Raw genomic sequence first — 14,105 nt, 5'->3', positions numbered from 1 at the left:
TGTGAATTTTTCACTTAAACTATCGGGTGCTTATGCTGAACAAGGTCATTGTTTTATTATATATCTATTTTAAGGATAGATTTCTTCTGTTAGTAATCATTAATTGTTAAATGAAGGCAAGAATGTATAGAGAGGAATGATACCATTGGCTATGGAGGAATCAAAAGCAAAAGTTGGAATTAATCCTGAATTCTTGCCTTTTCTAAAAGGGACACATGTAAATTCTGTTGATGAAAGTGTTAATATATCAATAGCTATGTATTTGTTTACTGCAAGAAAAATAACACTTGCACGAGCAGCTGAGCTAGGTGGTAAAAGCATATCAGAATTTATTCAAATCTTAATTGATCATAATATTCATTGGGCTGAGTATTCAGAAGATCATAAAAAGCAAGATGATGAAACGATTGAGTTTATTCTAAAAGAAGATGGTAAACAAGATGGAAGCAATAAGTAATACAAGTCCTATTATTGGGCTAGCTATCATTGGTCGTCTTCATCTACTATGGGAATTATTTGATATCTATGGTGAAATCTAAATAACCGTTAACCATGGTCCAGCCAAAATAACTGGGCTTATTTTTTGTAAATATGACCACAGAAAGAATGGTTGTTTTCTCTTTATATTTCTCTTAATTTTACTTCAACCATATCTTTTCTCGGTTTTTTACTAAATAAAAAGGTTAAAAGAATACATATGTTGTCGAGCATCCAGAACTACAAAGAAAAAAGAAGTTGAATAAAAATAAATGAGAATTTCAAAACTAACAATAAAATGGCATTTGAATATATAAGTGAATTATTATATATTTATATTTGAAAGGTAGGGAGGTAAGATGAACGTATCGAATGTTGAACTAGATAAAGTGGCCACTATTTTAAAGTTACTTGGCGATAAAACACGTTTGACTATGGTAAAGCTATTAGATACAAATGATTGCTGTGTCTGTGAATTTGTTGAAATCTTTAAAACCAGCCAGCCGGCTATCAGCCAGCATGTTCGAAAATTGAAGGACGTAGGAATCGTCCGAGAAGCCAGAAAAGGGCAGTGGGTTTTTTATTCACTCAATAAGCAAAGCGATTATTATCCAATTATCCAAACTTTACTCCATCATCTTCCTAGCCAAGAATATAAACTTAAAGAATTAGAAGTACAAGGCTTGCGTATTTCTTGTGAGTGATGAGGAGGTAAGAAAATGACACAAGTGATTTTAGCTTCAGCGATTTTTTTGATTACACTCATTCTGGTCATCTGGCAGCCAAAAGGATTGTCCATTGGGTGGTCGGCTTGCGGGGGAGCCATACTGGCCTTGCTAGTGGGGGTGGTTGATTTTCAAGATGTACTAGATGTAACCTCCATCGTATGGAATGCCACACTAGCGTTCATTGCCATTATCATTATCTCGCTTATTTTAGACGAGATTGGTTTCTTTGAATGGTCAGCTCTTCATATGGCTAGAGCGGCTAAGGGAAATGGAGTTCGAATGTTTGTGTATGTATCCATTCTGGGTGCATTAGTGGCTGCATTTTTTGCCAATGACGGGGCTGCGCTTATTTTGACTCCGATTGTGTTAGCAATGGTTCGTAATTTGAACTTTAATGAGAAAATGGTGTTTCCATTTATCATTGCGAGTGGGTTTATTGCTGATACTACATCGCTTCCATTAGTGGTAAGTAACCTGGTCAACATTGTATCTGCGGACTTTTTCGGTATTGGTTTTGTCGAGTTTGCTTCGAGAATGATTGTACCGAATCTTTTCTCGTTAGCGGCAAGTATTATAGTTTTATACCTCTTTTTTAGGAAGAGTATTCCGAAGAACTATGATATGTCCCAACTTAAGAGACCTAATGAGGCCATTCGTGATCCTAAAATGTTTCGACTGTCTTGGGTCGTTCTAGCTGTTCTTTTAGTAGGCTACTTTGCCAGTGAATTTATTGGCATCCCTGTATCCTTTATTGCCGGCATCGTGGCGATTTTCTTCTTATTAATGGCTAGGAAAAGTCCTGCTGTTCAAACAGCCAATGTTGTTAAAGGTGCCCCTTGGGCTATCGTCTTTTTCTCCATAGGTATGTATGTTGTGGTTTACGGATTAAGAAATGTAGGCTTAACGAATATATTAGCCGATGTGATTCAGGTAACCGCTGATGAAGGTCTATTTGCCGCAACGATTGGAATGGGCTTTATTGCAGCCATTCTTTCGTCAGTAATGAACAATATGCCGACGGTGATGATTGATGCCCTTGCGATTGCTGATACGAATACAAGTGGTGTAATACGAGAGGCTTTAATTTATGCCAATGTAATAGGGTCTGACCTAGGACCAAAAATCACGCCAATTGGATCACTTGCAACCTTGCTGTGGCTTCACGTATTAAGTTTAAAAGGCGTGAAAATTTCATGGGGAACTTATTTTAAAACAGGTATTGTTCTTACGATTCCGACCCTATTTATTACATTAGTGGGTCTCTATCTATGGTTGTTAATTATTTCTTAAATCTAACTTACAAAGGAGAAATCATTCATGTCTAAAAAAACAATTTACTTCTTATGTACAGGCAATTCATGCAGAAGCCAGATGGCTGAGGGATGGGCAAAGAAATACTTAGGAGATGAGTGGAACGTATACAGTGCGGGAATTGAAGCTCATGGCTTAAACCCGAATGCAGTAAAAGCTATGAAGGAAGCTGATATTGATATTTCTAATCAAACTTCTGATATTATCGACCCTGAGATATTAAACAATGCTGATTTAGTCGTGACTTTATGTGGAGATGCTGCAGACAAGTGTCCGGTAACGCCTCCTCATGTTAAACGGGAACATTGGGGCTTCGATGATCCAGCTAAAGCGGTGGGAACCGATGAAGAAAAGTGGGCCTTCTTCCAACGAGTTCGTGATGAGGTAGGAGACAGGATTAAACGATTTTCTGAAACAGGTGAATAATGTTAAAAAAACCAAGAGAACTTTCTCTTGGTTTTTTTATAAGTCCCATCCATATTAAATATCTTGCATAATCGTTTTTTGCTCTTAACAAAATCTTTACATTCAATTGCTTGAATTCTATGTATAAGTATTTTATTATATAAGCAAATACTTATATAAAATATAGGGGGAATAAATTATGAGGAAAGTTGAAGTCTTTGATCCAGCCCTTTGCTGTCCTACAGGTGTTTGTGGGCCAAGTGTCGATCCTGAGTTAACAAGAGTTGCCACAGCATTCTTTCTTTTAGAGAATAAAGGATTTGATATTAAGCGGTATAATCTTGCTAGCGAACCTTCAAAGTTTGCGGAGAATGAAAAAATAACGAAAGTTCTTCATGAAAAAGGCCCTGATTCCCTACCAATCACTATGTTAGACGGAGAAGTGGTCATTGTGGGAGGTTACCCTACGAACGAGCAGCTTTCTGAGTGGTTTGATTTAAATTTAGAAGAATTGAAAGAAAAGAAAGTGAATAACAATCTTAATCTTTTAGGAAAGAAGTGAGAAGCATGTTCCAACCTTTTAATCCAAAGAAGAATGTTCATACTCCGTTTATATTCTTTACAGGAAAAGGCGGCGTTGGAAAGACTTCAACAGCGTGCGCTACGGCGGTATCACTTGCTGATGAGGGGAAGAAGGTGTTGCTCGTAAGTACAGATCCGGCATCCAACCTTCAAGATGTATTGGAAGTGGACTTGACGAACACTCCAAAACCCATTCCAGAAGTAGAAAACCTCTTTGCTTGTAATCTAGATCCGGAAGAAGCTGCCCACACATACCGGGAAAAAGTAGTGGGCCCATACCGCGGGGTCCTTCCAGAGTCTGTTGTAGCAACAATGGAGGAGCAACTATCAGGGGCTTGTACAGTCGAGATTGCAGCATTCGATGAATTTACGAGTTTACTTGCAGACCCAAAGATTGTCGAAGGATTTGATCATATCATTTTTGATACGGCCCCGACAGGTCATACGCTAAGATTGTTGCAGTTACCAACTGCATGGAGCGGATTTTTAGAAGAGAGTACGCATGGAGCTTCTTGTCTGGGTCCTCTATCCGGCTTGGGGGAAAAGAAAGAAATCTATAGTCGAACAGTAGAAGCTCTGTCTGACCCTGAAAAGACAACATTAGTCCTTGTTGCAAGACCGGATGAGTCTTCCCTGCTAGAAGCGAATCGAGCCGCATTAGAATTAAAAGAAATCGGCATTCAGAACCAATATCTTATTGTGAATGGATTAATGAAAACTTACGTACCGGAAGATGAGGTTTCGACTTCTTTTTATCAAAGGCAACAGAATAGCATAAAGAACATTCCGGAAGGCTTAAAACAGGTTGGTGTCTTTTCCTTACCGTTTGTTTCTTACTCCCTAACAGGGCTTGATGGCCTTCGCCATTTTGTTAATCATTACACAATGCCCGCATCACAAGAGAACGTGGAGATTAAGGAACATAACCTACCAGACTTGAAGGATGTTATTAACGAATTCTCTGTGAACGGAACTCGTGTCATATTGACGATGGGGAAGGGAGGAGTTGGGAAAACCACAATGGCTTCTGCGATTGCAGTGGGTCTTGTAGAAAAAGGACACAAAGTGCATTTAACGACAACAGACCCTGCTGCACATTTGGACTTCGTGTTCGGTAATAGTGAAAAAAGCGAGTTGTTGACGATTAGCAGAATTGACCCTGTACAAGAGGTGGATTCTTATAAAAAAGAAGTCTTATCAAACGCGGCTGAAGGTCTTGATGAGGCCGGATTAGCTTATCTAGAAGAAGATTTAAACTCACCATGTACAGAAGAGATTGCTGTTTTCCGAGCTTTTGCGGACGTGGTGGAACGGTCTGAAGATGAAGTTGTTGTGATTGATACGGCCCCGACAGGTCATACCTTATTACTCTTAGATGCAGCACAGTCCTATAACAAAGAACTTGCCCGCTCGACAGGAGAAGTACCTGAAAGTGCGAAAAAGCTCCTTCCCCGACTTCGGAACCCGCAGGAAACAAGTGTCGTCATTGTAACATTGGCAGAAGCCACTCCTGTATTGGAGGCAAGCCGATTACAGAAGGATCTAGAGCGTGCTGATATTTCGCCAAAATGGTGGATCATCAACCAGAGCCTTTTCGCAACGAAAACACAAGACCCTGTATTAAAAGGGAGGGCTGTGGCTGAGGAATCCTGGATTTCTAAAGTAGAAAAGGAACTGGCAGAGAAGTGTGCCATCGTGCCACTTATTAATGAAGATCGCAAAGGGTATGAGCGGTTAAAGTCATACCTAGAATAACATCAATAATAGATCGAAAGGACGACAACAATGCAAATCACGAATGATGCAAGGGACTTCTTGCAAACTCTACTTAACGATAGAGAGGCAAAAGGCATCCGTGTTTACTTTGCTGGCTTTGGCTGAGGCAAGCCTCAGATTGGACTGGCTCTGGATGAGCCAGAAGTAAGTGATAAGGTAATAACTATGAATCAAATTCAGGTCGCGGTTGACCCGAATATAGAAGAGCATATAGACGGGATGGTTCTTGACCTGAATGAAGATGGGAAAGCATTAGTTTTAAAGGGCAATGAAAGTGACTGTTGTTAACATAGGAGGGTATACAGATGAGTGAAAAAAATTATCAGGCTTTAGTAAAGGATCGTATTTTTATTGGTGGAGCAGATGATGCCAAAACAGTGGTGGAGAACGAAAAAGCGGAAGTGACCTTTGATCTCCGGGCAGAAGCTCCAACAGAGCCAGCGGATTATAATCGGGTTCATAGCCCGATTGTGGACGATGAAGCCGGACAGGAAGAGTCCATTAAAAATGCTATTGATCGTTTGATGAATGCCTACAATGAAGGAAAGATAGTCTACTTCCATTGCGGAGGAGGCAGCAATAGAACGGGTACCGTTGCAATTGGAACCCTTCTGGCTATGGGAGAGGCATCAACGATTGACGAGGCAGAAGAAATGGCCAAAGGGATCCGGCCAAAAATTAAGGTGAAACCGGAAATGAAGGAAGCATTGAAGCGAATTTATCCTGAAGCATAAAGACTATTTATGCTTAAACAAAGGAGTGGGGAAAATGGCAGAAGAGAAAATATTTGATGTCATTATCATAGGGGCTGGACCTGCAGGCATGACGGCGGCTGTTTATACATCACGTGCTAACTTGTCTACCTTAATGCTAGAACGAGGAGTTCCGGGTGGTCAAATGGCGAATACCGAGGAAGTAGAGAATTATCCAGGCTTCGACCATATTCTTGGTCCAGACCTATCAACAAAGATGTTTGACCATGCTAAAAAATTTGGTGCTGAATATGCTTACGGTGATGTGAAGGAAATCACCGATGGCAAAGATTATAAGACCGTTGTTGCAGGTTCTAAGGAGTATAAAGCTCGCGCTATCATCATTTCGGCTGGGGCTGAGTACAAAAAAATTGGTGTTCCAGGTGAGAAGGAGCTCGGTGGCAGAGGGGTTTCTTATTGTGCCGTATGTGATGGAGCTTTCTTTAAAGGGAAAGAGCTTGTCGTCATTGGTGGTGGAGATTCTGCAGTGGAGGAAGGTGTCTATTTAACCCGATTTGCTTCAAAAGTGACAATTGTTCACCGTCGTGATGAACTTCGTGCTCAGAAGATTCTCCAGGACCGTGCATTTGCAAATGACAAAATTGATTTTATTTGGAGTCATACCGTAAAACAGATTAACGATCAAGATGGCAAGGTAGGAAGTGTTACCCTCATATCCACTAAAACCGGTGAAGAATTGGAATACAAGGCGGATGGGGTATTCATATATATTGGAATGGTGCCACTGACGAAGCCGTTTGAAAAACTTGGAATCACAAACAGCAATGGTTACATTGAAACCAATGAACAGATGGAGACAAGGGTTCCGGGGATATTTGCTGCTGGCGACATCCGTGAAAAATCTCTACGCCAAATCGTAACCGCTACAGGTGATGGAAGTATCGCTGCCCAGCAAGCTCAACATTATGTAGAGGAATTGAAAGAGGAATCGAAGTAAACTATAGGAACAAATTACCGCAATCCTTACCGGATTGCGGTTTTTCAATCAAAAACCATCTTGGTTATCTGGGGGATTTCGAATTGAAGTCTAAAGGGAATAATGAAATGGAAATGAATTCTTGTCAGGATTTCACCAATCACACTCATTGCTTTGTTATTTACCATTGCTCTGATTTATTCTCTAAAAGAAGTTCAAAGTAATTTCATTACTACTAGATGTGATTCGAATCGCAATTTCGTTATTAGTCTATTTCTTAATGATTTTATATCCGTATTGGATAGTGCAACCGATTTTGTAATAAAAACGTCAATTACAAAACTATAAAACTAGAAAAATAGTTCTATAATTAAATGGAGGAGTTGATCATGTGGGAACAACATGGAGCCTGAAATCGAATGAAGAAATGTGTGGGATTCGTGGGGATGCGGAGAAACAATTCCCGATTACTTTAAGTAGTAATAAATTAGAAAGTTCAGCTGGCTTTTTTAAGGGCTTGGCTGATGAAACTAGGCTGAGAATTATCTCCTTATTGTGGCTGGAAGATTTATGTATGTGTGAAATCGTGGCAGCTTTAGACGGAGCCAGTTCTACCATCAGCCATCATCTGAAAATTATGGAAAAAGGTGGAGTTATAGAATCAAGGCGAGAGGGAAAGTTTACAATTTATCGTGTAAACAAGGAGAAACTCACACCTGTCTTACCACTTCTAAACAATTAATCAAATGCTAAATATTCTTAGGAGATGGGTCCTGTGTTTATTTTTGAATGGTTGAACAACCAGCTACTCAAAATGGAGTGGCTACATCATTTAGTAACGGTTTTAATAGAAAAAGGATTCGGGTTGGATCCCATTAGCAGAGTAGGAGGCAGTATTCACTTCTTTATTTATGATGTGATTAAAATTTTCATCTTACTTTCTGTCCTGATTTTCTTCATATCGTATATTCAAAGCTACTTTCCACCCGAGAGAACGAAGAAAATATTAAGTCGCTTTAAGGGGCTAACAGCCAATATTTTAAGCGCTTTACTCGGAACCGTTACCCCATTTTGCTCTTGCTCGTCCATTCCGTTATTTATTGGGTTTACAAGCGCTGGGCTCCCAATTGGAGTGACCTTTTCATTTTTAATATCATCGCCATTAGTTGATTTAGCATCCGTTATTTTACTTGCAAGTATTTTTAACTGGCGGATTGCAATTGCCTATGTGGTGGTAGGTCTTGTTCTTGCCGTGATTGGGGGAACTATCATTAGTAAATTGAAACTTGAGAAGTATGTAGAGTCGTTTGTTTATAGCAATCAAATGATTAGTGCCACTCAAGAAGAGTTGACTACCCGTGAACGATTGGATTATTCGAAGGATCAGGTAGTGGAAATAATCCAAAAGGTGTGGTTATACATCCTAATTGGTGTTGGCATTGGAGCGGCGATTCATAACTGGATTCCTGAATCGGTTATCACTGCGTTGCTTGGTCAGGATAAATGGTACTCTGTACCGTTAGCAACAATTATAGGTACCCCGATGTATGCAGATATATTCGGCACACTTCCAATTGCAGAAGCCTTGGTTGCGAAAGGGGTCGGCATTGGTACAGCGTTAGCGTTCATGATGAGTGTAACAGCACTATCTCTACCATCTCTCATCATGTTAAAGAAAGTTGTTAAAACGAGATTATTAGTCATTTTCATTGGTATTGTCACAGTAGGGATTCTCATCATTGGCTACACGTTTAACGCCTTTGGTCATCTATTACTATAAGTGCGTCTTTATGGTTAGAAATTATATTCAGAAACGAAGGAGAGAGATTAGGATGGTTATTAAAATTTTAGGTACAGGATGTAAAAAATGTGTTCAACTAGGTGAAAACACGGAGGCAGCGCTTAAAGAGGTAGGGAGAAACGCCGAAGTTATTAAAGTTACAGAGATACCAGACATCATGGCTTATGGCGTAATGTCGACCCCTGCATTAGTAATTGATGAAAAAGTCGTCTCAACTGGCAAGGTTTTGAAACCAAAAGACATCGTTAAAATTCTTGAAAAATAGATAAAAATCTATACAAAGATTGAACTGCATAGACACATTAGAATATTTGGGGTTATTTTAAGATGAAAATACTGAGAAGTGGTGAGAACTAAATGGTCATACAGTCGAATATGACACCTGAAGCAATTGTTGATGTTTGGAGTGAAACAGAAGCTGTATTTATAAAATATAATGTGTCACTTACGAAACAACCATTAAATATCTTGGTTGAAAGTAATATACTTCCTTCACTACTTCAGGATTTAAATTCTGTTGTTGGAAGTTCTAATACAACTTGTATAGAAGGTGGCTGACAAATACCAATTAAAAAGGAGTAGGTTACTCCTAATAAGATAACAAACGATAATTTATGGCACAAACCTTGCATAGTTTGGCTCATAGTAATTTTAGCTTATTCAAGTAACCTGTGCTTTCTGTAATAACCTTTGTAACATGGACCTCGAAAAAAATGCATAAGACAAGATAAAAAACAGAGACCTCACGCATATTTTGCTATGAGGTGTTCACATCATGAAGGTAAAATACGCAGAAAAGGGAACATTTAATGCTGAGCAAGCCGCAAGGGGATTAATTGAATTAACGAATAAAATTAAAAAGCCAAATGATAAAGATAAAAAGGGTAATGACAAAGTAAGCTAACCTCGGGTACTATTAGGTATCCGAGTTTTCTTTTTGTACTTAGGACGAAACGGATATATATTTAGGTAACTTTTTCTACAACCAATAAAAATAGCAAATTAACAAATGTAAAATGGCTTGACGGACTATATGTATATGAAATAAACAAGGGTCAAGGGCTGTATCTTGAATCTAGCCTATTGCCGTTAGATGAATATGAAGGAAAGCTCCTTGAAAAAGAGCATATTGATATAGAATATAAGTTTTTTTTCGGTGATGTTGTCCAGGTGAAAGGATATGGCTCCGATTTATTTAAAATCGTCGGGTTCCGAACGGAAATCTGGCGCTACAAGGAAGACTCCTGGGAGGATATCATTTATGAGCTTTCACGTATTAAGGACGGAGAATGGCTCGAAGCTGGGGAAGAGGAATTAACGCTTATCGCAGACGCCGAGAGTGCCGATGTTTTCATCAAGAAGTTTGGCTTACTATGGAATACAGACAAGAAAGACAAGAAAGCTTTATCTGCACCAGAAGAAAAAAAGCAAACTTCTTCAAAGCGAAAATCGGAAAAAGAGGAGTTGCGAAAAAAAGGCATGAAAAAGAGTCTCATCGACAGCATGCTTGATATTTACAATGACTACCGAATTCTCTACTTGTGGTTTGGAGACGAAGAGTATGCGCATGTGATGAAAGTTGTTCTGCGAAAACTTTCTGTGATTGTGAATAATGACGGCAAAAGTCATGTGTAAGGGTTTTGGAGAGAACAATAACTAGCACACATCATGTTGATGTGTGCTTTCACGTGTTATCTCGTATTCTCTCACTAGAAATAAATAATAAAAGCTGAGAAATAATCGCAAGAATCGGTAGTTCCAATAAGGGGCCTATGACTAAAGTTAAAGCGATTAATGGTTGGTCTGGGAAAGCGGTCATCGCAATGGCTAAAGCAATTGGTGAATTTCTAGCTAAAGTTGTAAAGCTTAAACTTACTTTATCAGAATTCGGAAACCCCATTAACTGCCCAACCTTTTGACCAAATATAAAATTCACAATGAAAAATAATAAAATCGGAATGGTTATTTTCCACATTAAATCTAAATGGTCAAGTAAGAGTTGGCCCTGGGAAGCAAACATCGCCAGGATGGCTAAGCTTAGAAATATAATTGGAAACAAGCTAAGTTTTGCTATAAGGTTTTCACTGAATTGCTCCTGATTTCTTAAAAGCCTTTTCGTTAGCATTGCTAAAAATAATGGAATGAATAAAACGATTAGAAAACTTTCTACTAAGAAGGCTAATTCGATCACCCCAGTGGTCTCACCAAACATAAGAAGGTAGATAGGTAGTAAAATAACCTGGAGGATTAAATTCAAAGGCAGTATTGCCATTGATAGGGCTACATTTCCTTTGGCAAGCCCTGTAAAGATTAGATACCAATCTGTACACGGTGTGACCATTAACATGATAAACCCAATATATAATGCTGGATAATCACCTAAAAAAAGCAAGGCAAGTAACCATGCTAAAATAGGAGTCCAAACAAAGTTAATAATTATTGATGTGTATGTAAACTTTCTATTTTTAAAAGCTTTCCTTATTTCCTCATGAGGAATTTGTAAGAACGTAATATAGAGCATTGCTACTAACAATGGAACAATAAAGTTTTCTGCATTAGTACGAATTAGTTCTACTTGCCCTAAACCTAACCCGAAAATAACTGCTAGGAAGATAATTAATGTATAAAATTTTTCGAATAAGTTCATGTTGTTGTCACACCTAATAAACTGAGTATTATAAATTACATTGGGTAGTTTCTACCTACCTCTATTAACAGTTAAGTTAATTCACTTACTAAGTATAACCGTATAACAATAAATGTGTTACTTGAGATTGTTACTATAATAAAAAAAATATAGAATTTATCCGTCAAACCACGTGGACCTGCCCCGTGGAGTAAGTCAGTTTTGTCATAGATACAATAATTGTGATAGAGGAAAGGATAAGCAAACTACTTACAAAAATTACTTAAAGCTGTAAAAATTGATAGCTTACATAAGCAAAAATTGGTACACCTAAGAACAGAACCAATTTGAATAACCAGTCTGTTCCCTTTTCCATCATTTCAATAAGGATACTTTCCTCACTGTTTAGATCATCTGTAATGGATTGAGCTACTACTTTAAGTTGTTGCACTCGAACTCCCCCTAAAAAAGAAATGATGATAATGTCTATGCTTGTCCAAATAAATTTAGACTTATGTGGAGAATTTTCTGATTTTTGAAAATGGTTACATCTTAACTATGCATGAATCATTCCTGTCGTTCATACATTCAGTACAAAGGGGGCGATTCTGATGAAGGAGATTGAAGTTGTTATCGATACCGAAGAGATTGCGGAATTTTTCTTTCATGAGCTAGTAAAAAGGGGATACGTTCCCAATGAAGGAGAATTGGAGGAAATTGCGGATATTACCTTCGAATACCTTCTCGATAAATGTATCATCGATGAAGAGGTCGAAAATGAATAAAGAAGGCGGGCCGTTTTGGTCCGCCTTTTCTAATATTAAATATGAAACTTTTAATTTAATCAGAACGTAGTAACTAATAGAAAATAAGGAGGTCGAAAAGATGCTAAAAAAACTTCTGAAGTCCATCTTAAATAATTCAGTATCAAAAAAACATTATAGCTCAAGTGACAATGGGAGGCGTCATAAACATCACCAAAAATACTCGAAAATGGGGCATCAACATTATAAAAGAAAGCATCGAAGTAGGAGTTTCAGCAGCTTTTTTAGTAGCTAATCATTTCTTACCATGGGGAACTAAACAATGTATAAATCAATGATCCTAGGTTTTTCAGAGTTTTTTGATGTCCGTTATTCAGTTGGAGAGTTGATTGATGATCGCTACCGTCTTTTGAAATGGCTTGGGACTGGCGGATATGGCCGTAGTTTTTTAGTGGAAGATCGGGAGAACAATGAGAAAGTGGTATTAAAAGCACTAAGACTTCACAAACGGATGTCAAGAGGTGGTCGGAAAGGGTTTATTGAAGAAAGCAACATGCTCAAATCCCTCCACCATTACTCTTTTCCACGAGTATACGCGACCGGTGAGGTAAAAGGAGTTCCCTATTTCACAATGGACTTTATTGAGGGAAAAACTTTTGAACAATTGATTTTTGATGAAGGAAAAACATTCAATGAGCGCGAAACCTTTACAATAGGATTAGAACTTATACAAATCATAGGATACTTACATAATAAAGGTGTCGTGCATCGAGATATACGGATACCGAATGTGATGGTACAAGAAGATCACGCTTTAAAGTTGATTGATTTCGGACTAGCAAAAAGTGTGGAATTTAAGGGGAATAATCCTATACGAAGCAAACAGAATCGAATGAAGGACATATCCTTTCAGGCAGATTTTTATGCTTTAGGTCATTTCCTTTTGTTTTTATTATATTCCGGTTATCAAAACGATGAAGGAGCAAAGGAACGAAGCTGGGTAGAAGAACTGGAGCTACCGATGTTGATTCGGTCGGTCCTGTGTAAACTCCTTCAATTAGATAAACCGTATGAAAACTGGCATGATATTCAGGTGGATTTTCTAAAAATTATAAATAGATAAACCGGAGGAGGAAGGCGAGTATGTCATTATTCAATAAGGCTCTTGCTAGCATTGGGATTGGCTCAGCACAGGTGGATACAAAATTAGAGCAGGACACGGTTGTCCCAGGCGGAGAGATTCGTGGAGTGGTCCATATTAAAGGTGGGAGCACGGAGCAAAAGGTGGACGAGATTTATCTAGCATTAAACACAACTTATTTAAAAGAATCGAACGATCGCAAATTTAATGTTCCGGTGGTGGTTGACAGGTTTCGCTTGAATGAACCTTTCACGGTTGGGCCGGGGGAAACAAAAGAGATTCCTTTCTCTTTTATCCTCCCTTTAGATGTGCCGATATCTATTGGTCGTTCAAAAATATGGGTAACCACCTCACTTGATATTAAAAATGCGGTTGACCCAACCGATAAAGATTATCTTAAGGTGGTTCCTAACAAGTTAATGGATTCGGTATTAACTGCAGTTGAGGATTTAGGATTTAGGCTCCGTGAGGCAGATTGTGAACAGGCTCCGTACCGGTTGCGCAAGAGATTACCATTTATACAAGAATTTGAGTATGTCCCAGTTATGGGTTCTTTCCGTGGTAAATTAGATGAACTTGAACTAGTCTTTTTCCCAGCTTCAGAAAATGAAGTTGAGATATTCATGCAGGTGGATCGTAGAGCAAGGGGTCTTGGTGGTTTCCTCTCAGAGGCATTGGAGATGGATGAAAGCAATATTCGCTTCACTGTTACTTCAAGTGACTTGCCAAATCTAAAAGAGAAACTGGAATCAACAATCAACCGATATAGCTAAGTAGGAAAACGATGAAGCATAAAGCTTCATCG

The 14,105-nt window shown here is 38.6% G+C and carries 19 protein-coding genes and 1 pseudogene; 18 read left to right on the top strand and 2 right to left on the bottom strand.

Translation table 11 applies throughout. From position 1 onward, the window contains the following. The first annotated feature begins 151 nt into the window (after nucleotides 1-151). From BMX30_RS20670 to BMX30_RS20610, 15 genes and pseudogenes are all read left to right on the top strand, one after another. Nucleotides 152-457 (top strand): UPF0175 family protein, encoded by a 306-nt coding sequence (locus tag BMX30_RS20670; RefSeq protein ID WP_244532684.1) that lies wholly within the window; start codon nucleotides 152-154, stop codon nucleotides 455-457. 379 nt (nucleotides 458-836) lie between these two features. Then, nucleotides 837-1,181, top strand: coding sequence for an ArsR/SmtB family transcription factor (locus tag BMX30_RS20665; RefSeq protein ID WP_090749906.1), 345 nt, complete (start codon nucleotides 837-839; stop codon nucleotides 1,179-1,181). Nucleotides 1,182-1,196: 15 nt separating this feature from the next. Then, complete coding sequence (locus BMX30_RS20660; protein WP_090749904.1) at nucleotides 1,197-2,495, top strand: arsenic transporter; 1,299 nt, start codon at nucleotides 1,197-1,199, stop codon at nucleotides 2,493-2,495. A gap of 27 nt (nucleotides 2,496-2,522) precedes the next feature. After that, nucleotides 2,523-2,942 (top strand): arsenate reductase (thioredoxin), encoded by a 420-nt coding sequence (gene arsC / locus BMX30_RS20655; RefSeq protein WP_090749901.1) that lies wholly within the window; start codon nucleotides 2,523-2,525, stop codon nucleotides 2,940-2,942. A gap of 178 nt (nucleotides 2,943-3,120) precedes the next feature. Then, complete coding sequence (gene arsD, locus BMX30_RS20650) at nucleotides 3,121-3,483, top strand: arsenite efflux transporter metallochaperone ArsD (RefSeq protein ID WP_090749899.1); 363 nt, start codon at nucleotides 3,121-3,123, stop codon at nucleotides 3,481-3,483. Nucleotides 3,484-3,488: 5 nt separating this feature from the next. Next, entirely contained in the window at nucleotides 3,489-5,258 is a 1,770-nt protein-coding gene (gene arsA, locus BMX30_RS20645; RefSeq protein WP_090749897.1) for an arsenical pump-driving ATPase, read from the top strand. 186 nt (nucleotides 5,259-5,444) lie between these two features. Beyond that, a complete protein-coding gene (locus BMX30_RS24175) occupies nucleotides 5,445-5,567 on the top strand; it encodes a hypothetical protein (RefSeq protein WP_280139998.1) in 123 nt (40 codons plus the stop codon). A 17-nt stretch (nucleotides 5,568-5,584) separates the two neighbouring features. After that, nucleotides 5,585-6,013, top strand: coding sequence for a protein-tyrosine phosphatase family protein (locus BMX30_RS20640; RefSeq protein WP_090749896.1), 429 nt, complete (start codon nucleotides 5,585-5,587; stop codon nucleotides 6,011-6,013). Between the two features lie 34 nt (nucleotides 6,014-6,047). Next, complete coding sequence (gene trxB / locus BMX30_RS20635; RefSeq protein ID WP_090749894.1) at nucleotides 6,048-6,989, top strand: thioredoxin-disulfide reductase; 942 nt, start codon at nucleotides 6,048-6,050, stop codon at nucleotides 6,987-6,989. A gap of 370 nt (nucleotides 6,990-7,359) precedes the next feature. Next, nucleotides 7,360-7,710: an ArsR/SmtB family transcription factor gene (locus BMX30_RS20630; RefSeq protein ID WP_090749892.1), complete on the top strand. Its 351-nt coding sequence runs from the start codon at nucleotides 7,360-7,362 to the stop codon at nucleotides 7,708-7,710. A 33-nt stretch (nucleotides 7,711-7,743) separates the two neighbouring features. Further along, entirely contained in the window at nucleotides 7,744-8,748 is a 1,005-nt protein-coding gene (locus tag BMX30_RS20625; protein ID WP_090749890.1) for a permease, read from the top strand. 52 nt (nucleotides 8,749-8,800) lie between these two features. Then, nucleotides 8,801-9,034, top strand: coding sequence for a thioredoxin family protein (locus BMX30_RS20620; protein WP_090749888.1), 234 nt, complete (start codon nucleotides 8,801-8,803; stop codon nucleotides 9,032-9,034). Between the two features lie 92 nt (nucleotides 9,035-9,126). Then, nucleotides 9,127-9,327 carry a hypothetical protein gene (locus BMX30_RS20615; RefSeq protein ID WP_090749886.1) on the top strand — a complete coding sequence of 67 codons (201 nt, stop codon included), beginning with the start codon at nucleotides 9,127-9,129 and terminating at the stop codon, nucleotides 9,325-9,327. A gap of 217 nt (nucleotides 9,328-9,544) precedes the next feature. Next, complete coding sequence (locus BMX30_RS24170; protein WP_280139997.1) at nucleotides 9,545-9,673, top strand: hypothetical protein; 129 nt, start codon at nucleotides 9,545-9,547, stop codon at nucleotides 9,671-9,673. 95 nt (nucleotides 9,674-9,768) lie between these two features. Further along, nucleotides 9,769-10,404, top strand: a pseudogene (locus tag BMX30_RS20610) (hypothetical protein); the annotation flags it as partial. 49 nt (nucleotides 10,405-10,453) lie between these two features. On the opposite strand, the gene BMX30_RS20605 reads toward BMX30_RS20610, so the two are convergent. Continuing rightward, nucleotides 10,454-11,416, bottom strand: coding sequence for an arsenic resistance protein (locus BMX30_RS20605; protein ID WP_090749884.1), 963 nt, complete (start codon nucleotides 11,414-11,416; stop codon nucleotides 10,454-10,456). Nucleotides 11,417-11,678: 262 nt separating this feature from the next. Beyond that, nucleotides 11,679-11,846 carry a hypothetical protein gene (locus BMX30_RS23685; protein ID WP_170843960.1) on the bottom strand — a complete coding sequence of 56 codons (168 nt, stop codon included), beginning with the start codon at nucleotides 11,844-11,846 and terminating at the stop codon, nucleotides 11,679-11,681. A gap of 160 nt (nucleotides 11,847-12,006) precedes the next feature. Between BMX30_RS23685 and BMX30_RS20600 the strand changes: the two genes are divergently transcribed. From BMX30_RS20600 to BMX30_RS20590, 3 genes are all read left to right on the top strand, one after another. Further along, nucleotides 12,007-12,180, top strand: a complete 174-nt coding sequence (locus BMX30_RS20600; protein ID WP_090749882.1) for a YozD family protein — start codon at nucleotides 12,007-12,009, stop codon at nucleotides 12,178-12,180. A 301-nt stretch (nucleotides 12,181-12,481) separates the two neighbouring features. Beyond that, the gene (locus BMX30_RS20595; protein WP_090749879.1) at nucleotides 12,482-13,282 is read left to right on the top strand and encodes a serine/threonine protein kinase; all 801 of its coding nucleotides are present in this window, start codon (nucleotides 12,482-12,484) and stop codon (nucleotides 13,280-13,282) included. Between the two features lie 20 nt (nucleotides 13,283-13,302). Continuing rightward, complete coding sequence (locus BMX30_RS20590; protein WP_090749877.1) at nucleotides 13,303-14,073, top strand: sporulation protein; 771 nt, start codon at nucleotides 13,303-13,305, stop codon at nucleotides 14,071-14,073. Nucleotides 14,074-14,105: the final 32 nt, after the last annotated feature.

The organism is Mesobacillus persicus (assembly GCF_900109925.1).
Taxonomy (GTDB): domain Bacteria; phylum Bacillota; class Bacilli; order Bacillales; family Cytobacillaceae; genus Mesobacillus_B; species Mesobacillus_B persicus.
Note: the sequence above shows the minus strand (reverse complement) of the source record. Positions and strands in the feature narration are given on the sequence as shown.